A 21,033-nucleotide genomic window follows, 5' to 3' on the forward strand; every position below is an offset into this window, starting at 1 on the left:
AAATCCGTGGCTCCGGACCGCCTCCTGGAGTGTTCCTGGCGTGCACCTTGAGTCCGAATCGACCCATCCACGACCAATTTGCGAGCTTTTGTTGCCAATCTTCTTGGCAGAAGGTTGCCAAGCAACGAAAACGAAATTGACACCGAGGAGCCCGCCATGAACCGCATCGCCCGCATCGCCATCGCCGCCACCGCCCTGACCGCCTTCTCCGCCGCCGGCACCACCGCCGCGAACGCGATCGACTGGCCGGCGACGGCGAAGACGGTCTCCGCGGTCCAGTCCGGCAACATCGACTGGCCGGTCGCCCCCGCCGCCCTCCAGACCGGCAACATCGACTGGCCCGTCGCCCCCGCCGCCCTCCAGACCGGCAACATCGACTGGCCCGTCGCCCCCGCCACCCTCCAGACCGGCAACATCGACTGGCCCGTCGCCCCCGCCACCCTCCAGACCGGCAACATCGACTGGCCCGTCGCCCCCGCCACCGCCAGCGTCTGATCCGCGTCCGGGCATCCGTGCCCGCCCCGTGACGCCCCCGCAGGCAGCCATGCCGCGCGGGGGCTTCGGCGTTTTCGGGCGCCGTCGTGCGCGGGACCCCCGGGTGATCGCCGGGCACTCCCCCGGCTCCGGGCGCCTTGGCAACCTCGCGCCCCGGACCCTGGCGGCAACGCCCCCGCGCCACCAGCGGCTCCAGTGCCGCTCGACCACTTCAGGACGCCTCCTCAGGCCGCCCTTGCCAATATTCAGGCAAGGTTTTGCCAAGCCGGAAGGCGCTGTCATAAGGGAGCGGGTACCGATGTCCATCTCCGACCTCATCGAGCAGCAGGTCCAGGAGCGTCCCGACGCGGTCGCGGTGCGCCATCCCGGACAGGACGACGGCGCCGGCGGCCGCCTCACCTACCGGGAGCTGGGCCGCGCGGCCAACCGTCTCGCCGCCCATCTGCGGGCCCGCGGCATCGGCCGCGGCGACCGGGTGGCGACCTCGCTGCGGCCGGGCCCGGAGACGGTGACGGCGTTCCTCGGGATCGTGCGGGCCGGAGCGGTCTGCGTCCCCCTCGACCCCGCCGACCGTGCGCGGCGGCGGCGGCTGATCGTGCGCGACAGTGCGGCTGTCGCGGTGCTGACCGGGAGCGCGGGCGCCGCGGACTACGCGGGTCTGGACGCGGTGGTCCTCGCGCTGGACGCCGAGGCGGCCGAGATCGCCCGGCGCTGCGAGGCCCTGCCCGAGCAGGCAACCGGCCCGGACGACGCCCTGTGTGTCTGCTACCCCTCCGCCGCCACCGGTGCCGTCGAGGGGGTCGTCGTGCCGCAGCGCGCGGTGCTGGACCTCGTACGCTCCGCCGGTCCTGTGCGGCCGGACGCCGACGGCGTGGTGGCCGGGGCGGGGCCGGCCTTCGACGCGGTCGCCTTCGCGGTGTGGACGGCCCTGGCGCCGGGTGCCGGGCCGGACGGACGGACAGACGCACGGCCGGACGGGGACGGTGGCGGGCGGGAGGCGGCCGGGCAGGTGCGGGACCGGGTCGAGCTGTGCGGCCAGAGCTTCGGGCTCGGGGAGGTCGAGTCGGTGCTGAGCGCGCACCCGGCGGTGTCCGCCGCGGTGGTGTCCCTGCACGAGGGCGCGGACGGCGCGGGGCGGCTGGTGGCGCATGTGGTGCCGGCCGTCGTGGTGCCGGCGGCCGCCGAGGAGGACGCGCAGACCGCCCGGTGGAAGGAGATCCACGAAGCGCTCCACGCCGGTGCCGCGGCCCGTGGCCCGGGGGAGGACTTCACCGGCTGGAACAGCAGTTACGACGCGCTGCCGATCCCGCCGGAGGAGCTGCGGGAGTGGCGGGACGCCACCCTCGGGCGGATCCGGGAGCTGCCGCGCCGCAGGGTTTTGGAGATCGGTGTGGGCACCGGGCTGCTGCTGGCCCGCCTGGCCCGCGACGAGGAGGTCCACGAGTACTGGGCCACCGACTTCTCCCCCGCCGCGCTCGCCGCGCTCGCCGCGGGGGTGGAGGCGGACCCGTTGCTGAAGGACAAGGTGCGGCTGGACTGCCGCGGTGCCGAGGACACCGGCGGGCTGCCCGCCGGCCACTTCGACCTGGTCGTCGTCAACTCGGTGGTCCAGTACTTCCCGGGCCTGGCCCGTCTGCGTACCGTCGTCGAGCGGGTGCTGGCGCTGCTCGCCCCGGGCGGCTCGCTCCTTCTCGGCGATGTGCGCAGCCTCGATCTCGCCCGCTGTCTGCAGACCGGGATCGCGCTGGCCCGGCCGGGCGCCGCCGAGGGCGACCGGGAGGCGCTGCGCCGTGCCGTCGGCCGCCAGGTGGCCACGGAGAGCGAGCTGCTCCTCTCCCCCGCCCTGTTCGGGGCGCTCGCCCGGGACCTGCCCGCCGTGCGCGCGGTCGACGTGCGGATCAAGCGGGGTGCGCACCACAACGAGCTGACCCGCTACCGCTACGACGTGGTGCTCTCCACCGCCGAGCCGGTCGCCGACCTGGGGGTTGCGCCCGTGGTGCGCTGGGGCGCGGACGTCGCCGGCGGGCTGGAGGCCGTGGACCGGGCGACGGCGGCGCGTCCTGCCGTGCTGCGCCTGGCCGGGGTGCCCAACCGGCGGGTGCACGACGAGTACGCGGCGATGCGGTCCCTCTTCGATCCGCTGGAGGGCATCGACCTGGCGCCGCAGGACGCGCCCGCCCCCGGTCCGGAGGCGCTGTGCGAGAGGGCCGAGCGTCTGGGCTACCGGGCTCTGCCCACCTGGGGGGAGAGTCCCGAGCTCCTCGACATCGTCCTCGTCGATCCCGCGCGGGTGCCCGCGGGTGTGGTGACGGGCACCTGCGCGGCGCCCGCTGCCGGGGCCAAGGGGCGCACCGGTGCGGGGGCGGAGGGCTGGGCCAGTACTCCGGCCGCTTTCGAGGACGCCGTGGATCTGGAGGTGGTCCTGCGCGCCCATCTGCAGGAGCGGCTGCCGGAGCACATGGTGCCGTCGGCGCTGGTGGTCCTGCAGGCCCTGCCGCTGGACGGGGCCGGTGCGGTGGACCGTGCGGCGCTGCCGGTGCCCGCCCCCGCGGCCGGCCGCGGGGGCACCCAGCCCGGCACGCCGCTCCAGGAGATCGTGCGTGATCTGTTCGCCGAGGTGGTGGGCCTGCCCCGGCACCGGGTGCGGGCGGAGTCCGACTTCTTCCGTATCGGCGGCCATTCGCCGGCGGCGGCCCGGCTGCTGTCCCGGGTCCGCGAGGTTCTGGGCGTCGACCCGGGCAGCCGGGCGCTGTACGAGGCGCCGACCCCGGCCGCGTTCGCCCTGCTCGTCGGCGACACGCCCGCGGCGGTGACCGGGCCGGGCGACACGGCCGGCGACAGCCGGGCGTTCTCGCTGCGGCTGCGCGGTCCGCTGGACGGGCGTGCCCTGGAGGCGGCCCTGGAGGATCTGGGGCGGCGCCATGAGGCGCTGCGCAACTCCCGGCTGGGCTCGGCCGGTACCCGGCTGCGGGCGCTGGCGGCCGAGGACCATCTGCTGGAGCTGGCCCTGCCCGCCGACTCGGTGGATCTGTGGTCGCATGTGCCGCTGGCCGCCGACCTGGCCCGGGCCTATGGGGCGCGGGCCGGCGGGGGCAGCCCGCACCGCCGTCCCGCCGGGCTGGACGCGGCGCCCCGCGCGGTCTTCGGCGACCGGCCGCCGGCCGTGCTGCCGGGCAGCGGGCCGCGGTCGGGGCCCGCCTCCTACGGCACCCTGGACAGGAGCCTGGACGCGGACCTGCACGCGCGGCTGACCCGGCTGGCCGCCGGGCAGGGCGTCACCTTGTTCATGGTGGTGCACGCCGCGCTGGTGGCGCTGCTCGGCCGGCTCGGCGCGCAGGACCCGGTCACCGTGGCCGCGCCGGTCCCGGCGCGGGACACGGCCGCGCTGCGCGAGGCGGTGGGCCCCTACGGGCGGGTGCTGGCGCTGACGGTCGACACCTGCGGGGATCCGGCCTTCACCGAGCTGCTGCGCCGGGTCCGCGAGCGGGACCTGGCCGCCTACCGGGACGGTGGGGCGGCGCTGGCGGCGCTGCCCGGCGGGGTCGCGCTGGCGGTGGTGCAGGAGTGCGTGGGCCGGTTCGAGGCGGGTGGGCTGTGTGTGCAGGCCGAGCAGTGCACGCCCGCGGTGCCGGCCGCGGACCTGGGGCTGACGCTGACGGAACGGCAGGGTCCCGCGGGCGAGGCGGCCGGTATCGCCGTCAGCGTCTCCTTCCGTCACGAGACGCTCGGCGAGAGGGCGGCGGCCGCCCTTGCCGACCAGCTCACCGCCGTACTGCGTTCGGTCCTTGAGGCACCCGCCACGCGGCTGAGCCGGCTGCGGCTGCTGCCCGGAGCGGTGGCCGGGAGCGGGGTGTGGGCGGGTGCGCAGGTGCCGCTCGTGCGCCGGGACGTGGCGTCACTGTTCGCGGCGCAGGTCGCGCGGGCTCCTGGGGCGCTCGCGCTGGAGGGCCTGGACTACGCCGAACTCGACGCCCGTTCGGACCTGTTGGCGCACGCCCTGATCGAGCACCGGGCCGGTCCCGGCAGCTGTGTGCTGACCGCGCTGTCCTCACCGGCGGGGTTCGCGGTGGCGGCGATGGCGGTGGTGAAGACCGGGGCCGCGCTGGTGCCGGTCGACCCGGCGCTGGACCTGGCCGAGTCGCTGCGTCCGGTGGTGCTGCTGCTCGACGAGACCGCGGACCTGCTGCTGCCGGCCGTGCCCGGCGCGGCCCGGCTGGTGCGGGAGGACGTGGCCGGCCGGCAGGCGCCGGCCGGGCACTGGCCGGTGACGCAGGGCGAGCGGACCCGGCCGCTGCGCGGCGGGGACCCGCTCCTGCTGCTGCCCGGTGAGGGCGGCACCGTCGCGGTGGGCGGTGAGGCCGTCACCGCGGCGGTGCGGGCCGACGCGGCCTGGCTGGTGCGCGGCTACCCGGACGGGGACGCGGCGATCGGGCTGCTGGGCGCGCTGGTGGGCGGGGCGCGCGTGCACGTCCCGGACGGTTCGCTGGCCTGCGACGTGCCGCACGAGGTGCTGGGGTGGCTTGGCCGGCAGGGGGCGCGGGTGGTGCTGGGCGGCGCCGACGACGTGCTGAGCGCGCTGGTCTCGCTCGCCCGGACCGAGGGCGCGGAGCTGACCGTGAGCGGCGGCTGGGCCGAGGCCAGGCTGGTGGTCGAGCACACGCCGGGTACCCCGGCCCGGCCCGCTCCCGGCCACCGCGCCTATCTCCTGGACGCGCGGCTGTGTCCGGTGGGCCCGGGCCGGACCGGGTCCCTCTACATCGCGGGCGCGGGCGTGGCCCGCGGCTACACGGGGGCGGGCGCGGCGGGCGGTGAGCGGTTCCTGCCCGACCCGTTCGGCGGACCCGGTGACACCACCGCCCGGATGTGGCGTACCGGCCGGGCCGCCCGGCTGGACGAGTACGGCAATCTGCGGGTGCTGGACGGTGCGGCCCACGACGATCCGTTCGACGACGCGTCCGCCGCCTTCGTGGTGCTGGCCGACGCGGCCGGCCACCGGGCCCGGGGGCCGGCCGCGGCCGCCGTGCCCCGGGGCTGGCACGAGGCGCGCGCGGAGGATCTGTACGAGCGGTGAGGAAGTCCTGGGGGGGAGCCCTGGGGGCGGGTGCTCAGGTCCCGGAGGGGGCGGGGCCGCTTTGTGCGGCGGAGCCCGCCAGGGATTCGGCGAGGATGCGCCAGATGTCCGCGGCCAGGTCGATGTTGGCGCCGGCCTGGGCCTGCTCGGCCAGGTCCCGCAGTCCCTGGATGCCGCTGGGGTCACCGGAGCGGATGCGCAGCTGGTTGCGGAGGATGTCCAGGCGTACCCGGTCGCGGTAGCTCATCCTCAGCTCCATCTCGGCGAGTTCGCCGAGCAGGGCGTTGACCTCGTCGTAGCGGGCGAGGAAGAAGGCGACGTCCGCCTTGAGCGCGAGCAGGTCCTGGCGCAGGCCGGGGGTGCCGACGAAGGCGAGCGCGGGTTCGGCGTCGGTGAGGCACCGCTCGGCGGCCTGGGCGTTCGGCGGCTGCTTTTGCAGGTACAGGCGGCTGGCCGTGAACCGCAGGCGCAGCCACAGCACGAGGTCGTCCTGGCTGCTGAACTTCTCCAGGGCCTCTTCCAGGTAGATCTGCGCGGCGGTGTGGTCGCCCTGGCGCAGGCGTACCACCGCGGCGGTCCACATGGACTCCGCCCACAGTGCGTCGCTGCGGCCCGCGACGAGTTCGACCAGTTCGTCGGCGTGGGCCCGCGCGTCGGGCATGCGGCCCGCTTCGGCCTCCACCGAGATCAGTGCCAGCAGCACCGCGGCGCGGTCCTCCGCGTCGAGGTCGTCCTCGCGGGCCAGGTGGTGGGCCGCGGTCGCGGCGTCGAGGGCGGCGGTGATCTCGCCCAGCGCGCGCAGGCAGCGGGCGAGGCGGGTCAGGCCGCGGACCCGCAGGGCGACCAGTCCGACCGCGTCGCCGAGCCGGACCAGTTCCTCCAGGTACTCCCGCTCGCCGGCGTGGTCGCCCTGGAGGCGGCGCTGTCCGGCGAGCTGCCACAGGGCCTGCCAGCGCAGTACCGGTGCTTCGTGTCCCTCGGCCGCCAGGGCTTCGCGCAGTGTTTCCATCGCCGTGCCTGAGCCGGTGGAGGAGACCAGCGACAGGGCGTGGGCCAGTGAGCCGCCGGCGGGTTCCTCGAAGTCGGCCGCGTCCAGGCCGAGCCGTTCGGCGAGGTGGGCGACGGCCCGTTCGGTGGGCTGGCGTGCGCCCGACTCCAGGCGGGAGAGGTATCCGGTGGACATGCCGTCACCGGCCAGGGCGGTCTGGGACAGCCCGCGGGCCTGTCGCAGTTTGCGGAGACGACGGCCGAACGCGGGCTGACGCAGCATGTGACCATTCCCTGGGACGGGCGGGTGGGGGGCGGCCGGTGGGGCGGGACGGGGCGTGCGACCGCCCCGGTGCACCGGGTGCCGCAACGAGCCTAGGGGGCCGGGCAACGGCGGGGCAATGTTTTGCCAGATGCCGTGCCTCGGAGTTCGTGCGAACCTCATGGATTCGTCTGGCGTTCCTCGAGCGGTTCTTGAGCGGTTGCGGGCAATGTCTCAAGCGCCGGGGCCGGTACCTGCGCACCGGTCCGTCCTCGTTCACGGGAGCTGTCCTCGTCCGCGTCCACGGAGGGTCTGATGAAACACGCGGTTCCTGCCCGCCGCGCCGTCCGCATGGGCCTGGCCGGCCGACCGGCGCCGATGCGTGACACGTCGTCCGACGACGACATCAACTGGCCCTAGAAGGGGTCTTCCCCCCGTGGTGCTCTTCCCCCGTGGTGGTCTTTCCTCGCAGTGGTCTTTCCTCGCAGTGGTCTTCCCCCCGTGACGGTCTTTCCCCCCGTGACGGTCTTTCCCGTGGTGGTGCGGGCGTGACGGGCGCAGGAGGCGTGACGGCTCAGGGCCGGGCGGCTGACGTGCTCGCCCGCTGCAGGGCGCGTGCCAGGCTCCGGGGCCCGCCCGGGTCGTGGCCCGCGCCGCCGACCACGACCAGCGGTGTGCGCACTCCGGACGCGGTGACCTGCCTGGCCAGTTCGCAGGCCAGAACGCCGGTGCCGGAGTACCCGCCGAGGACCAGCCGGCCCGCCGAGCGGGCGAGCCGGGTGAGGACGTCGGCCTGGGCGGCCTGCCGGCCGGCGGTGAGCCGCAGCGCGGTCAGGGCTTCGGGTCCCCGGTAGTGCCGTACCAGTTCGCGGTGCCCGGTGTGCGGGGCGCCGGGGACGTCGAGCAGGCACACGGTGGCCGCCGTGGGTGCCGACGCGCCGCGCAGCACCACCAGGGGTGCGGTGTCCCAGGCGGCGGGGCCGTCCGGCACCGGGGGTGTGGCCGTCTTCGGCATCCAGGCCAGCACGTCGGCGACGGTGGTGGTCGCGCTCGCCGTGGCGGGCAGCAGGCGCAGCAGGCGCACGGTGTGTGCCAGCAGGGTGCGGGCGGTGCCGGTGTCGATGAGGTCGCGGTCGTAGGCGCAGGTCAGGACGAGCGCGCGGTGGGTGTCGTGGCCGGCGCGCAGGCGCAGGGCGTATCCGGCGGGCGTTCCGGCCGCTTCCTGTTCCTCCAGGCGGATGCCGTGGGCGGCGAGTTCGTCGCCGTAGGCGGTCTCGGGGCGCGGGCCGCAGTCGAAGGCGAGCAGGCCGCCGGCCCGCGCCGGCGCGCCGGCGCCGGTGGCCGCCGGTCTGCTCGCGGTGGCCCATTCGTAGGCGGACAGGTCCATCACCTGGTCGCGCAGGGTGCGCAGCAGCCGGGGCAGTCGCAGTGCCGGGTCGAGGGCGACGGTGAGGGGCAGTGCGTTCTCGAACGGGCCGGGGACGCCCTCGATGCCTTCCAGGAGCAGTCCGCGGCCGGGGAAGTCCAGGCCGAAGCCGACGGTCGCGGGGGCGGGTGCGTTCTGGCGGGCGCGGTAGAGGAGCAGGGTCCACACGGCCTGGAGGACGCTGCTCTCCGCGACGCCCCAGCGTGCCGCCCAGTGGGCCAGGTGGGTGCTGCGGGCCGGGGACAGGGCGGCGCGCAGCACACCGGTGCCGGTACCGGTACCGGTACCGGTGCCGGTGTCCGTGGGCCGGGCAGGGCCGGGCGCGGGTGCGGGTGCGGGTGTGGGTACGGGGGGCCGGTGGGCGGGGCCGCGCCAGAAGTCGTGGGCGGGGCCGGGGTCCTGGGCGCCGAGCAGGCGGGCGCAGTCGCCGAGGTCGGGACGGCGCCGGCCGCCGGGCAGGGTCCCCCCGGCGAGGTAGGCGCGGCAGCACTCGCGCATCAGCAGCCGCACGCTCCAGCTGTCCAGCAGGGCACGGTGATAGGTGACCAGGACGTCGGTGAAGGGTTCCGCGGTGTCCTCGGGGCCGCTGTCCAGCAGGGCCAGGCGTACCGCCGGCGGGCGTCGCAGGTCGAAGGCGCGGGCGCGTTCGCGGGCCGCCAGCGCCGTGCGCCGGATCACCGTGGTGCCGGGGTGGCGGACGATGTCGGTGAAGGCGCGGTCGAAGACGACGGCGCGGGGCCCGGGGTCCCATACGAAGGCGGTGCGCAGCACGCTCTCCCGCTCGCCGACGGCGTGCCAGGCCGCTTCGAAGCGTGCGGTGTCCAGGGGGCCGTGCCAGCGCCAGAGGATCTGCTCGGCCTGGTGGCCGGGCCGGGCCAGGGCGTCGGCGAGCCGCTGCTGCTGCAGGGGGGTGACCGGTTCGGTGCGCGGCAGCGTCCGGCAGGGCGGGCCCGCCGCTGCGGCGGCCGGCCCGGCGTCGGGGCAGGGCTCGGGGGCGGCGGTGAGCAGGTCGGCGAGCAGGCCCGCGGCGGCGGGCGCGGGGGCTCCCCCGGTGCCGGGCAGTTCGACGGTGTGCAGGCCGGGCTGGTGCCGCAGCAGCCGGAATCCCCCGTGCCGGGGACCGGGGCGGATCTCCGCGACGCGGTGCAGGGCGCGGTGGAAGGAGGCGGTGTCCAGCGCCCCGTGCAGTTCCATGGTGGTGGTGTCGTGCTCACCTTGTTCGGGGTCGATCACCGCGCACACACCATCGGGCCGGTCACCGTTCATCGTCTCCCCCTTTCCGGACACCCCGTACGGAACGAGCAACCGCCCCCGGGCTCGGGGGGCCGGCGGGCCCTGGCGGGCGGGCACGCGCCGACAGGGCCGGAGCCCCGGTCTGTTCACGCTAGCTCCGGCGCGTCCGGGCCGTCCGTTTTCTCCAGCGGCCCGCGAACGGTCCTCGGTTCGGGCGGCGCGCTGCCGTCCCGGCGCTCTGCCGTCCAAGCCGTCCCAAGCCGTCCCGGCGCGCTGCCGTCCGGGACCGCTGCCGTCTCAGCCCGCTGCCGTCTTCGCCACGAGCAGGTCGTGGCACTGCTCGACCCGGCCCGCGGCATCGAAGCGGAGCTCGGCGGCCAGCGACCAGGCCGCCCCTTCGGCACGGGCGGTGGCGCGCAGGGCGACGACGTCGTGGTCGGCGACGACGCTCTCCAGGGTCAGCCCCAGCCCGTCGGGCAGCGTGTGTCCGCCCGTTTCGGCGGCGCCCGCCCAGTGACGGGTGAGGTGATTGACCTCGCCCCGGTTGCCCGCCGCGACCAGCGCGAGGACGAGTTCCCTGTTGCGCTCGCGCAGGCTGCGCGCGGCGAGGAGTTCATGCAGCGCCCCGCTGAGGGGCTCGGTCAGTGCCAGTGCCATGGCGAGAGGCCCTTCCTCGTGGTCCGTCATCCCCTTTGCGGCCGTACGACCGGCCCGGAAATCATGGCTGTTCACGCTGGAGCGGCAATGGAGGACGGGTAAATCCCGGAACAGCGCGGCCAATCGACCGGAAATCCTTTTCCGAAAACCGTGAAATGATCCCGCGGCCGGCTTTCCCCTTTTTCTCCGCCTTTCTGAAATCGTTGCCGGTCGAATGCGCGGGCCGCCCGGCGCGGGTTTTTCCGCCCCGGCCATGGTTTCGTCCCGCGTCCGGCCGCGGCTCCACCGCCGCTGTAGGCGGCGTGGCCAGGCTGGCCCGGTGGGGGTGGAGCGACCGACAGGACCGCTATGACGCTGGCCGGCAGGACCGCGGTGATTGTGACGGACGCCTTCACCGACCGCGCCCGGAGGTGCTCCCGCGCCGTCCCGGCAAAGGGGCCCGCGGGCCGGGGCGGTAGCGCGCCCGCACGCCCGGGGATCGAGCGGGCGGCCGCCGTGGACACACCGCGCACGTCCGCGGGTCCGGCAGCGGCGGCCCCGCTTCCGCACGCCCTCCCGGCCCCGCCCCTCCCCCTCCCCCTCCCCCTCTCCCTGCCTCTCCCCTGTGCTTCCCGGCTCCGGCCGCGGCAGACGGGTGCGCCGGCGAACGGGCACGAGGGCTTGGGACCGGCAGGTGCGGGGCTGCACCACAGCCCACGCCGACGGCCCGCGCGGCGGACAGCGACCGATGAGACGACGACACACAAAGGGGTGAGGTCAGCCATGGCCTGGGACAAGAAGTTCGAGGAACTGCTGCGCGAGTACCTGCCGTTCCTCGACGCCGGTGAACCGCTGGAGGCCGACACCGACCTCAGGCTCGCGGGTCTGGACTCGCTGGGCGCGGTGGAGCTGCTGGGCTCGCTGGAGGGCGCCTACGGGGTGCACTTCGTGGACGATGTCCTCTCCCTGGACACCTTCGCCACGCCGGGGGTCCTGTGGGCGACGCTGACCCGGCTGCGGGCGCTCGTGTGAGCCCTCCCGCGGCACAGGCCCGGTGGCCGGACCCGATGGCGGTCCGGCCGCCGGGCCGCGGACCGGCGGTGGCGCGGGAGGGCGAAAAAGGCCGCCGGCACCGGGCCGGGCGGCGCCGTCCCTCACGCCGCGAACAGGTCGAACGTCGAGCCGTGGCGCGGTCCCGCCAGCATGTCCAGCTGCGGGTCCACGGCCAGCATGGCCTGGTGCATGCGCTGCAGCTGCGGGGAGGGTTCCACGCCCAGCTCGTCGATGAGCCGGATGCGCAGCCTGCGGTAGACCTCCAGCGCGGTGGCCTGCCGGCCCGAGCGGTACATCGCCACCATCACCTGGGAGTGCAGTCCCTCGTGGTGCGGGTGGCGGGCGGTCAGCTCGGTCAGTTCGGCGATCAGCTGCGCGTGACGGCCCAGCCGCAGGTCGGCGTCGATGCGCCGTTCGACGGTGACCAGCCGGCTCTCCTGCAGCCGCATCACCTCGATCTCCAGGACGGGACCGAGTCTCACGTCGACCAGCGGTGCGCCGGTCCACAGGTCCAGTGCCGTGCGAAACCGCGCCGCGGACACCTCGTCGTCGCCTTCCACGAACGCCGTCTGTCCCTGGCGGATCAGCTCCTCGTAGGCGTGCACGTCGACACAGCTCTTGTCGATCTGGAGCAGGTATCCGCCGTGCCGTGTGGCCAGAACGTCCTTCGCGCCGGACGGTGCGCCCGGGCCCATGGCCGTGCCGAGCCGCCGGCGCAGCTGGAGTATGTACGTCTGCAGGGTCGTCAGTGCGCTCGCCGGGGGCTCGGTTCCCCAGAGCTCCTCCATGAGCGTGGGAACAGGCATGACCCGTCCCGGGTAGAGCGCCAGCAGCGACAGGATCTGTCGCGGCTTGCCGGCCGTCGGAACGATTGATCCCCCGTTGACCTCGGCACTCAACGGACCCAGAACCTGAATCTCCATGGCGGCCTCCCCACCTCGTCGAGTTCCTTGTCCATTTCCTTTTGATGGCCGGAAATCTCCGCCGCTAGGCACGCTAGCCGTGTCCGTGCCCCCCGAGCGTTTTCCTGTAGCGGTCCTCCAGCGGTGCTCCACGTGAGGTGGTGCGCCGAATGTGCGCCTGCCCCGGGAACTCCGCGCCCGGAGGAAAACTGAATTACTGATTCCGGATTGCGGTCCGGTTTCGGGACGGCGGACGATACCGCGCCGCGTCCGCCCCTCTCTTTTTTTCATCCGTGCTCCGCCACGCCGCCCCATCCCACGCCACGCCGGTCCGGTCCGGCGTGGCGTGGCGGGCGTGGTGGTCCCGTCTCAGCCGTGGCCGTGCGGTGCGCCGCCCACGGGCCCGGGCAGGGCGATGGTGTGCGGTGCGGCCCGGTCCCAGGGGAATCCCTGGTGCAGTTCCAGGTGCGGGGCGCGGTTGTCGTCCGCGGGCAGGGCCACCGCGGCCAGCACGCCGGGCACCGGCTCCAGTTCCAGCAGCCTCCAGCGTCCGGCCAGGTCGTCGGCGGGCGGCTGGAAGGCGAGCACGCCTTGGTCGTCGTCCAGGGTGAAGGCGAACTCGTCGAAGGGCAGGCCCAGTCCCAGTCCGCGGGCCTTGGAGTAGGCCTCCTTCAGGGTCCACAGCCTGAGCACCCGGCGGTCGCGCCGGCGTCCCGGGGGCGCTCGGCGCGCCCAGTGCTGCTCGCCCGGGGTGAAGGTGGTCAGGATGGTCTCCAGGGCGCCCGCCTCGCGGTCCAGGCACTCCACGTCGACGCCGACGCGCTGTGTGCGGACGATCCCCAGCAGGCTGTAGCCGCCGGCGTGGGAGAGGTTGAAGTCGAGATGGCCGCCGCCCCGGGGCAGGCCGCCGGGCAACGGCTGCAGGAAGGGCCGCCCGCGGGAGGAGCGCCAGATGACCAGCTCGGCCTCGCCGAGGCCGGCCTCCAGCGCCAGCGCGCGGCGGACCAGGGTGTGGGCGACGAGGTACTGCCGGCGGTCGCGTTCGAAGAGGAACCGGGCGGCGGTCTCGTTCTCCCGTTCGTCGAGCCAGTGCGAGGCCAGGATGCCGGCGACGGCGGGCGGGAGGGCGTCGTTGGGGCACAGCCACAGCTTCACCGGGGGCACCGTCTCGTGGTGCGGGGCCAGCGGGGTGCCGGGCGGCTCCGGTGCGGTGAAGGTCATGGTGTCGTCTCAGTCCGTCTCGGTTCGCCGTCCCGCCATGGACGAGGGGACGTCGCGGCGCGGGGGCCGCCAGGGCCCGGGCGGGCGCAGAGCTGCCGGTGCTCCACAGGTGGTGGCCCCCGTTCAGGCCGGACGGTTCGCCAGCAGCGCGGCGGCCTCGTCGACGCCGATCCGCTCGCCGCGCACCGCGTCGAGGAGCGCGAGCACCTCCTGCCGGGACAGCGCGGGCGGCCCGGGCGCCGCGGTGACGGCGGGCGGCCGCTGCGCCTCGGGTGCCTCGGGTGCTTCGGGTGCCTCGGGTGCTTCGGCCGGGGGGGTGTCGCGGGCACCGGGTGCCGCGGGGGCCGGTGCGCCCCGGGTGCGGGAGGCGATGTAGGCGGCCATCGAGGCGAGGCTGGGATGCTCGTGGACGGTCAGGGGACGTTCGCTCAGGCCGTAGGCGCGGTTGACGCCGGCGGCGAAGTCCGCCGCCAGGATGGAGTCGATGCCCAGCTCCGCGAAGGCGGCGCCGCCGTCGATCTCCCAGGGGTCGCAGTGCAGGATCTGTGCCAGCTGGTGGCGCAGCACCTGCAGCACCGCGGCCACGGCGCCGGAGTCCTGGACCGCGGGGGCCTCGCCGGTGCCGCGGCGCAGGGCCGCCAGGTGACGGGCCAGGAGGGCCGGCGTGGCGTACTCGTAGAGGTCCGCGCCGGCGATCCGCAGGCCGAAGTGCCCCTCGATGGCCGAGACGAACTCGATGGTGAGCAGGGAGTCCAGGCCGAGGACGGAAAAGGGCTGCCCGGGGTCGACCCGGTCGGGGTCGGCGTGCACGACATGGGCCAGCACGGCCGTGAGCTCGGCGAGGATGTCTCCGTGGCCGTCGCAGGGCGGCGTCGGCTCGCTGGTCATCGGGTCGTCCCTTCGTGGATGCCCCCGGCCTTCGGGCCGGGGTGGGGTGCCTCCCGCTCGCGGGAGAGAGTCGGGCTCCGGCCCGGGCGGGCACGCCTGCGGGAAAGAGAGCGGGCTCCGGCCCGGGCGGGGCGGCGGCGTCCGCGTCACCGCCCCGGCGGGGTGGGCCGCTACCGGCCGGCGGCGGCCCGGGCCGCGGCGTCGGGGTGGTGCACGGCCCGGGCGGCACGGGCCGCGGCCGGGGCCGGCGCGGTCTCGGGCGCGTCCAGCAGGATCGAGTGCTGGAGCCGGCGCAGCCGCGGGGAGGGTTCCAGGCCCAGGTCGCGGCCCAGGGTGGTGCGCAGGTGGGTGTAGGCGTTGAGCGCCTCGCCGCGCCGCCCCGAGCGGTGCAGCGCGATCATGAACTGGGCGTGCAGGTTCTCGTGGCTGCGGTAACGGCTGGTCAAAACCGTGAGCTCGGCGAGGACTTCGCGGTGCCGGCCCAGCCGCAGGTCCGCCTCGATGCGCTGGTCCAGTGCGCACAGCCGGCCCTCGTCCAGGCGCCTGGCCTCCATGGCGAGCTGGGCCCCGGTCTGCACGTCCGCGAACGCGGATCCCGACCACAGGTCCAGGGCGGCGGCCAGGCTGCGGGAGGCGCCCGCGAAGTCGCCGGCGTCCATGGCCCGGTAGCCCAGTCCGGCCAGCCGGTCGAACTCGCGGACGTCGCTGGTGCCGCCCGCGGCGGCCAGCAGGTAGCCGCCCGGCAGGGTGACCAGGACGTCCTTGGCGGTGCGGCGTCGCGGCCCGGCGGCGGGCTGCTGTGCGGCGCCGTGCTCCAGCGCCGCCCCGATCAGTTCGCGCAGCTGCAGCACGTAGGTCTGCAGGGTGGTGCGTGCGCTGCGCGGCGGCCGGCCCGACCACAGTTCCTCGATGAGCGAGGCGACCGGCACCGCCCGGTCCGCGTGCACCGCCAGCAGCGCCAGCACCTGGCGGGGCTTGGGCGCCGTCGGAGCGACGGACACCCCGTTCTCCCGCACGTCCAGAGCACCTAATACGTCGATGTCCACGCCGTCTCCCCTGTCCACGTGCGCTGCTGACACTCCAACATTAAAAAACAGCACAGGCGGTATGTCAATACGAGACCGGTCGTCCTGTTTTTGACCACCCGTCCAGCAGCGGTGCAGCGGTCCCCGAGGACGGCCTTCCACGTGGCACCTCGCCCTGGAACGGCGGCCGTTCGCACACCCCGCAGCCTGCCCGCGGACCGGTACGGGACCGCGGGGCCCAAGGGGTCCGCCCGGCCGGAGCGGACCGGGCCTGCTGCCGGGAACACCCTCAAACAGACCGGCAAGTCTCCTCGTTCCGGGCTCCGCCGGGGGCCTCACCGCCAGCCGTGCGCCCCGTGGCGGTGAGGCCCGCGCAGCCACCAGCGCGAGCCGCCGTCCGGCCGGCCGGGGATCCGCCCGGGTGCCGGCCGGGCGCGCAGGGCCAGCAGTACGACGGTCAGCGCGGCCAGTTCCTCTTCGGTCGCGGTGCCGCGCTCGACCCGCAGAGCCGGCTGTGCGCGGTCCAGGTCGCCCATGGCGCCCTCCTTCGTCTGGCGCCACCCTTCGCGACGGCACTCAAGAAACGCTCTCGGCCCGCTGGACGGCACCGCCGCACACCGGACGCCGGACCCTGCCGGCCTGCCGGGACCCGGGCCCTGCCTGCACGCCAAGAACGCCTGCCGGGCGCCGGGCCCTGCCGGCGGGCGCTCTTGGCGTGCCGGGAGTCAGGCGCTGCGCGCCCGCACCGCCCGCAGGGCCGGGGGGGGGGGGGGCGGGGCGGGGGGGGGGGGGGGGGCGGGGCGGGGGGGCGCCGGCGCCGCCCCGCCCCCCCCCCCCCCCCCCCCCGCCCCCCCCCCCCCCGCGCGCCGCCCGCCCCCCCCCCCGCCGCCGGTGCCGGTCATGACCACGGCCGCGGCCACACCCGTCTCCCGCGCCGTGCGGCGGGCGGCGGCGTGGGCGACCCGGCCGGCGGGCCCGGCGCCGCACACGGTCAGCCGCCGGCTCCGGCCCAGGAGTTCCTCCAATACCCCGGCCGGCACCTGCCCCCCGGCGACCGTGAGCGAGACGATGCGTTCGGGCCCCTCGTACTGGCGCAGGAGCAGGTCGTAGGCACCGGGGGTGACGCCGGGGACGGTGAGCAGGCACACGAGATCCGCCCCGGGCCGCCCGGGGCGCAGCACCGCCGGCGCCAGGGCGGTGCCGGCCGCTGCCGGCGCCGTCATGGCGGGCACCTGCGAGGTGCCCAGCAGACGCAGGGCGTCGGCGACGGTGAACGCCCGGTCCGGGTGGTCGGGCAGGCCGCGCAGCAGGTGCAGGCACTGCGCCAGCGCGTCGGAGGCGTCGGCGTCGGTGAACCTGGCCCGGTCGTACAGGGCGCTCAGCACCAGGCAGCCCTCGCCGTCGTGGTGCGCGACGAGCGTGATGGGCAAGGCCGTGGCGCCGCCGGCGCTGTGCGGCGCGCCCGCCCCGATGCCCTGCGCCGCGAGTTCGGCCCGCAGGTTCACCGGCGGCTCGAAGCGGCCCTCGAAGCGCACGGTGCTCTCGGTGAGAGGGGACCCGGGGGCGCGCCCGCTCCACCGGCGGACCTGGTCGCCGCCGACCCAGGCGTAGGCGCTCAGGTCCAGTGCCGCGTCCCGCACCCGCAGCAGCAGGTCCACCAGCGGCGCGGCCGGGTCCACGGTGACCGTCATCGGCAGCGGGTTGCCCAGCAGCCCGGGAATGCCGGCGGCCCCCCGCAGCGGCAGGTCCCGCCCCGACAGGTGCACGCCGAAGGCCACCGGCAGCGGCCCCTTCGCCCCGGCCGCCCGGTACAGCAGCAGGGCCCACACCACGTGCAGGACGCTGCTCTCCCCCGCGCCCCGTCCCGCGGCCCAGGAGCGCAGCTGCGCGGCCTGCGGCGCCCTGAGCCGGCGCCGGATACGGCCCGTCCCCTCACCGCGCCGGGGCGGCCCGCCAGGACGGGCGGGGCTGACGGCGGCGCCGGCGGGCGGTGCGCCGGCCCTCCAGAACTCCCGGGCCGCGGCCGGGTCCTGGCGGCTCAGCCAGTGGGCGTAGTCACGGATGTCGGGCCGCCGCTCCGCGCCGGGCAGCACGCCGCCGGCGAGGTAGGAGCGGTAGAACTGGCGCACCAGCAGACGCGCCCCGCGCTCGTCGAGCAGCGCCCGGTGATAGGTCACCAGCACCCGGACGGACACCGGCCGCCCGCCCCCGCCGGCGGCGGGGGTGTCGGTGGTGGGGGTGGTGGGGGCGGGGGCGGGCGGGCGGTCGAGCAGGGACACCCGCAGCAGGCCCGGCCGGTACAGCTCGAAGCCGCGGTCGCGGTCGCGGCGCAGCAGTTCGTTCCAGCCGGCGTCGGTGTGCGCGTGGCGGACGACCTCGAGGACCGCGTGCTCGTGCAGCACCAGACGGGGGGCGCCGGCCCGGTCGAAGGACGCCCGCAGCACCGCCTCGCGCTCGGCGACGGACTGCCAGGAGGCGGTGAACCGGGTGAGGTCCAGCGGGCCCGTCCACTCCCAGTGGATCTGCTCCACGTACCGGCCGGGGCCGCCCTGGCCGGTGACCGCGGCCGCGAGCAGCGCCCGCTGATGCCCGCTGACGGTGAGCGTGCCCGCGGCGGGCGGGGCCAGCAGGTCGGCCAGCAGGTCGTCGGTGAGCGGTGCGCCGGATCCGGCCGGGGCACGGGAAGCGAGCCGCAGAAGGTAGCGGCCCGCACCCGCCTCGCCCCGCGGCGGGCCCGGCGTGTCGTCCAGGGCGACGTCGTAGGACCGGTGACGCCGCGCGACGCGGGCGGCGACGGCCTCGGCGTCCGTACGGGTCAGTCCGCACAGTTCCAGGACGAGCGGCGACCGGTCGTGGGCGCCCGGCGGTTCGTGCACGACGGCGACGACGGCGCCGGCGCGCGAGTGATCACTGCTCATCCGCCCCCGGGATGCCGGACAGCTCCGCCGCAGCAGCCCTGTCCCTCACCCGGACCTCCCTTTTCGAATCGTTTCTGCACGGCCGGCCGCAAGCCCGCGGCCGGCCCACCCGGGATCTCTGCTCACCGCGGTGGGCCACCACGCCGCTGGGAAAAGTCCAGGACCCGGCCGCCGTACGACGCCCGCACCCCGGACGGCCCGGACGGCGCGTCCGGCGCGTCCGGCGCGTCCTTGACGACGGGGGCGCGCGGCCCCTGCGGCGGCACGGCGGCCGGCCCGTCCGGCCCGTCCGGCGCGTCCTGGACGAAGGGGGCGCGCGGCCTCTGCGGCCGCGGTCCCTGCGGCGGCACGACGGGCGGCCCGTCCGGCGCGTCCTGGGCAAAGGGCGCGCGCGGCCCCTGCGGCCGCGGTCCCTGCGGCGGCACGACGGGCGGCCCGTCCGGCGCGTCCTGGGCAAAGGGCGCGCGCGGCCCCTGCGGCCGCGGCCCCTGCGGCGGCACGGCGGCCGGCCCGTCCGGCCCGTCCGGCGCGTCCTGGACGAAGGGGGCCCGCGGCCTCTGCGGCCGCGGTCCCTGCGGCGGCACGACGGGCGGCCTGTCCGGCGCGTCCTGGGCAAAGGGGGCGCGCGGCCCCTGCGGCTGTGGCGGCGCGGCGGCCCGGTGGTGTGCCCGGCCGCGGTGGTGCCCTTCGTCCCCGGCCCCGGTTTCGTCCCCGGCCCCGGCCCCGGCCCCGGTTTCGGCTTCGGCTTCGTCGTGCCGGTAGGCCTCGCTCACCAGGTAGCGTCCGTCGACGAGGTGGGTGGCAAAGGCCCACCGGCCTGCCGTGTCCCCGGCGAGCCGGGCCCTTCCGGCCGTGTCCCACTCGAAGCCGATGGCCGTGAACCGGCGCCGCATGCCGTGCCCGAGCGCCTTGGCGTAGGCCTCCTTCAGGGTCCACAGGCGCAGGAACGTCCGCGTGCGCTCCTGCTCGGGCAGGGCCTCGATCAGTCGGGCCTCCTGCGCGGTGCACACGTGCTCGCACAGCGCCGGCAAGGAGATCCGGCGCCCGGCGGGCTCGGCGTCCACGCCGAGCGGTCCGACGCGGCTGACGCCGACCACGATCAGCTCGTCGGTGTGCGCGAGGCTCACCTGCAGGTCCGCGCCGAGCCCGCGCAGCACGGGCCGCCCGCCCGGCAGGTAGGCCAGATCGAGCCGGCCGGGCGGGACCTGCAGCACCTGGGCCGCGGTGTGCTTGAGCACGGTCCGGGAGACGGCGAGGATCAGCCGGCCGGCCGGGGCCGGATGCTGCCGGTAGCGCGGCCAGTCACGGCCCAGCAGGGTGCGCAGCGCGGGGTCGAGCAGGGCCGCGGTCAGCCACTGGCCCCAGGTGGTGTGCACCACCGCCCGTCCGGTCCGCTCGATGCGCTCCTGGACCTCCTCCCACGGCCCGTCGGGACCGGGCACATGGCACGGCAGGAGCGCGGGCACCGGTGTGCGGCCGTCCGACGCGCCGTCCTGGCTCACCACGCCGGCCTCCTCGCGTACAAATCGCAGTCCACGCCGTTCGCCGCGCGCCGGACCAGTTCCTCCCACACGCCCGGCTGCGCGTCGGGCAGCGGGGCGGGCAGCGGCAGCCCGAGCCGCACGGTGATCCGCCCGAGCGCCAGCAGCGCCCAGCCCGCACCGCCGGGGAAGGACCGGTGTGTCCCGGCCGCCGCCTGGCACGCGCCGAGCGTCCGGGCGGCCAGCACCAGCAGGCCCTGACGGTCCGCCAGGGCACGCGCCGCGGGATCGGCGGGATCATGCACGGCGGTGGCCGCGCAGGCGGCGCGCAGCGCCCGCCGCTCGGCACGGAGCCTGCGGGCCAGGCGGGCCAGCGCAGCGGCACCGGCCTCCTCCGCCGTTCCGGTGCCGGCCGCCTCCGCGGTTCCGGTGCCGCGCAGCAGCGCTGTGTGCTGTGCGCCCTCGTCCTGCCCCGTGGCGTGCGCCGCGTTCAGCCCGCGCACGATGCGGGCCTGAGCGGCATCGGTGGCCGCGCGGCCGGCTCCGGCGAGGACCCGGTGCCGCACGATCCTTGCCAGCGTGCGCCGTTCGAGGCTGTGGCCCTCGAAGCCGCACTCGTTCAGCACCAGTTCGAGATCGCCGAGCAGTTCGACGGCGAGCCGGGGCACGAGACAGCCCGTGACGGCGGCGAGCATCTCCCGGTCCGGATCCAGGTCCATGCCCGGATCCAGGTCCATACCCGGATCCAGGTCCATACCCGGGGCCGGGGCCGGGTCCATGCCGGGGCCGGAGTCCGGGTCCGGGTGGGGGTGGGGGTGCTGTGCGGTCGCCGGGCAGGAGCGCAGCGCCGCTGCCGTCAGGCTCTCGCAGGCCAGCAGGTCGGCGAAGACGGTGGCCAGGACCGGACGCCACTGGCGGGCGGCGGCCTGGTGGCGGCTCAGGCCGTCCACGATGCGGGCCGTGCTGTGCAGGACGCCGCCCGCCGCCGCGAGCAGTGCCGCCGGGCCCAGCAGCGCGGCTGCCGGGTGCGGCACCGCGGCGTGGGACAGCGGGCGGATGCTCCAGGCGTGGGCCAGGGCGAGGTCGCGGCGAAAGAGCGGGCGCAGGGCACGGGCGAGCTGGTCGGCGCCCGGCACGTCGGCGATGCCGGGCAGGCCGGCCGGCGGGGCGGGCAGCGCGTCGGGGTCCGCGGCCCACAGGGCACGCCGGCCGTAGGGGTTGCGGGGGTCGCGGGGGTCGCCGAGCAGCGCCTCCAGGCGCGCCGCGTGCCGCGCCGCGCCCAAGGACGCCCGGGCCCGGGCCAGGGGTTCCTGGGCCTGGGCCATGGGTGCCTGTACGGGGTCCGGGGGTGTTTGGACCGCCGGGGGCCGCCCGGCGGTCCGGACCGGCCGGGTCGGGGCCATCGCCGCTCTCCTCCTCGTCGTGGTGCCGCTCG

At 76.2% G+C, this 21,033-nt stretch carries 14 protein-coding genes; 3 read left to right on the forward strand and 11 right to left on the reverse strand.

What is annotated here, in order from left to right; all coding sequences use genetic code 11:
- The first annotated feature begins 156 nt into the window (after positions 1–156).
- A complete protein-coding gene (locus ACFYW9_RS35975; protein ID WP_389159330.1) occupies positions 157–495 on the forward strand; it encodes a hypothetical protein in 339 nt (112 codons plus the stop codon).
- A gap of 298 nt (positions 496–793) precedes the next feature.
- A complete protein-coding gene (locus ACFYW9_RS35980; RefSeq protein WP_389159331.1) occupies positions 794–5,566 on the forward strand; it encodes an AMP-binding protein in 4,773 nt (1,590 codons plus the stop codon).
- Positions 5,567–5,600: 34 nt separating this feature from the next.
- Here ACFYW9_RS35980 and ACFYW9_RS35985 read toward each other — a convergent pair whose 3' ends face one another.
- From ACFYW9_RS35985 to ACFYW9_RS35995, 3 genes are all read right to left on the reverse strand, one after another.
- A complete protein-coding gene (locus tag ACFYW9_RS35985; RefSeq protein ID WP_351867792.1) occupies positions 5,601–6,836 on the reverse strand; it encodes a helix-turn-helix domain-containing protein in 1,236 nt (411 codons plus the stop codon).
- A 553-nt stretch (positions 6,837–7,389) separates the two neighbouring features.
- Complete coding sequence (locus ACFYW9_RS35990; protein WP_389159332.1) at positions 7,390–9,507, reverse strand: condensation domain-containing protein; 2,118 nt, start codon at positions 9,505–9,507, stop codon at positions 7,390–7,392.
- 264 nt (positions 9,508–9,771) lie between these two features.
- A complete protein-coding gene (locus ACFYW9_RS35995; RefSeq protein ID WP_389159333.1) occupies positions 9,772–10,131 on the reverse strand; it encodes a hypothetical protein in 360 nt (119 codons plus the stop codon).
- Between the two features lie 762 nt (positions 10,132–10,893).
- Here ACFYW9_RS35995 and ACFYW9_RS36000 point away from each other — a divergent pair.
- The gene (locus tag ACFYW9_RS36000; protein WP_351867802.1) at positions 10,894–11,142 is read left to right on the forward strand and encodes a phosphopantetheine-binding protein; all 249 of its coding nucleotides are present in this window, start codon (positions 10,894–10,896) and stop codon (positions 11,140–11,142) included.
- Positions 11,143–11,264: 122 nt separating this feature from the next.
- Here the strand turns inward: ACFYW9_RS36000 and ACFYW9_RS36005 are convergent, their stop codons facing one another.
- The 8 genes from ACFYW9_RS36005 to ACFYW9_RS36040 form a co-directional block, all read right to left on the reverse strand.
- The gene (locus ACFYW9_RS36005; protein ID WP_351867804.1) at positions 11,265–12,086 is read right to left on the reverse strand and encodes an AfsR/SARP family transcriptional regulator; all 822 of its coding nucleotides are present in this window, start codon (positions 12,084–12,086) and stop codon (positions 11,265–11,267) included.
- Positions 12,087–12,434: 348 nt separating this feature from the next.
- Positions 12,435–13,286, reverse strand: a complete 852-nt coding sequence (locus ACFYW9_RS36010; protein ID WP_389159334.1) for a 4'-phosphopantetheinyl transferase family protein — start codon at positions 13,284–13,286, stop codon at positions 12,435–12,437.
- 123 nt (positions 13,287–13,409) lie between these two features.
- A complete protein-coding gene (locus ACFYW9_RS36015) occupies positions 13,410–14,174 on the reverse strand; it encodes a phosphopantetheine-binding protein (RefSeq protein ID WP_389159335.1) in 765 nt (254 codons plus the stop codon).
- 170 nt (positions 14,175–14,344) lie between these two features.
- Positions 14,345–15,220 carry a BTAD domain-containing putative transcriptional regulator gene (locus tag ACFYW9_RS36020; RefSeq protein ID WP_389159348.1) on the reverse strand — a complete coding sequence of 292 codons (876 nt, stop codon included), beginning with the start codon at positions 15,218–15,220 and terminating at the stop codon, positions 14,345–14,347.
- 314 nt (positions 15,221–15,534) lie between these two features.
- Positions 15,535–15,735, reverse strand: coding sequence for an acyl-CoA carboxylase subunit epsilon (locus tag ACFYW9_RS36025; RefSeq protein ID WP_389159336.1), 201 nt, complete (start codon positions 15,733–15,735; stop codon positions 15,535–15,537).
- Positions 15,736–15,924: 189 nt separating this feature from the next.
- Positions 15,925–18,117: a condensation domain-containing protein gene (locus ACFYW9_RS36030; RefSeq protein WP_389159337.1), complete on the reverse strand. Its 2,193-nt coding sequence runs from the start codon at positions 18,115–18,117 to the stop codon at positions 15,925–15,927.
- A 122-nt stretch (positions 18,118–18,239) separates the two neighbouring features.
- The gene (locus ACFYW9_RS36035) at positions 18,240–19,622 is read right to left on the reverse strand and encodes a 4'-phosphopantetheinyl transferase superfamily protein (RefSeq protein WP_389159338.1); all 1,383 of its coding nucleotides are present in this window, start codon (positions 19,620–19,622) and stop codon (positions 18,240–18,242) included.
- Complete coding sequence (locus tag ACFYW9_RS36040) at positions 19,616–21,001, reverse strand: hypothetical protein (RefSeq protein ID WP_389159339.1); 1,386 nt, start codon at positions 20,999–21,001, stop codon at positions 19,616–19,618. Before ACFYW9_RS36040 ends, ACFYW9_RS36035 begins: the two co-directional genes overlap by 7 nt.
- Between the last annotated feature and the right edge of the window lie 32 nt (positions 21,002–21,033).

It is taken from the genome of Streptomyces sp. NPDC002698, from assembly GCF_042888945.1.
Classification (GTDB): domain Bacteria; phylum Actinomycetota; class Actinomycetes; order Streptomycetales; family Streptomycetaceae; genus Streptomyces.

What these genes read in the sequence shown, in the direction of transcription:
- ACFYW9_RS35975 (WP_389159330.1), top strand. Translation starts at nt 157, where the DNA reads ATGAACCGCATCGCCCGCATCGCCATCGCCGCCACCGCCCTGACCGCC.
- ACFYW9_RS35995 (WP_389159333.1), bottom strand. Translation starts at nt 10,131, where the DNA reads ATGGCACTGGCACTGACCGAGCCCCTCAGCGGGGCGCTGCATGAACTC.
- ACFYW9_RS36010 (WP_389159334.1), bottom strand. Translation starts at nt 13,286, where the DNA reads ATGACCTTCACCGCACCGGAGCCGCCCGGCACCCCGCTGGCCCCGCAC.
- ACFYW9_RS35985 (WP_351867792.1), bottom strand. Translation starts at nt 6,836, where the DNA reads ATGCTGCGTCAGCCCGCGTTCGGCCGTCGTCTCCGCAAACTGCGACAG.
- ACFYW9_RS35980 (WP_389159331.1), top strand. Translation starts at nt 794, where the DNA reads ATGTCCATCTCCGACCTCATCGAGCAGCAGGTCCAGGAGCGTCCCGAC.
- ACFYW9_RS35990 (WP_389159332.1), bottom strand. Translation starts at nt 9,507, where the DNA reads ATGAACGGTGACCGGCCCGATGGTGTGTGCGCGGTGATCGACCCCGAA.
- ACFYW9_RS36000 (WP_351867802.1), top strand. Translation starts at nt 10,894, where the DNA reads ATGGCCTGGGACAAGAAGTTCGAGGAACTGCTGCGCGAGTACCTGCCG.
- ACFYW9_RS36030 (WP_389159337.1), bottom strand. Translation starts at nt 18,117, where the DNA reads ATGAGCAGTGATCACTCGCGCGCCGGCGCCGTCGTCGCCGTCGTGCAC.
- ACFYW9_RS36005 (WP_351867804.1), bottom strand. Translation starts at nt 12,086, where the DNA reads ATGGAGATTCAGGTTCTGGGTCCGTTGAGTGCCGAGGTCAACGGGGGA.
- ACFYW9_RS36015 (WP_389159335.1), bottom strand. Translation starts at nt 14,174, where the DNA reads ATGACCAGCGAGCCGACGCCGCCCTGCGACGGCCACGGAGACATCCTC.
- ACFYW9_RS36025 (WP_389159336.1), bottom strand. Translation starts at nt 15,735, where the DNA reads ATGGGCGACCTGGACCGCGCACAGCCGGCTCTGCGGGTCGAGCGCGGC.
- ACFYW9_RS36040 (WP_389159339.1), bottom strand. Translation starts at nt 21,001, where the DNA reads ATGGCCCCGACCCGGCCGGTCCGGACCGCCGGGCGGCCCCCGGCGGTC.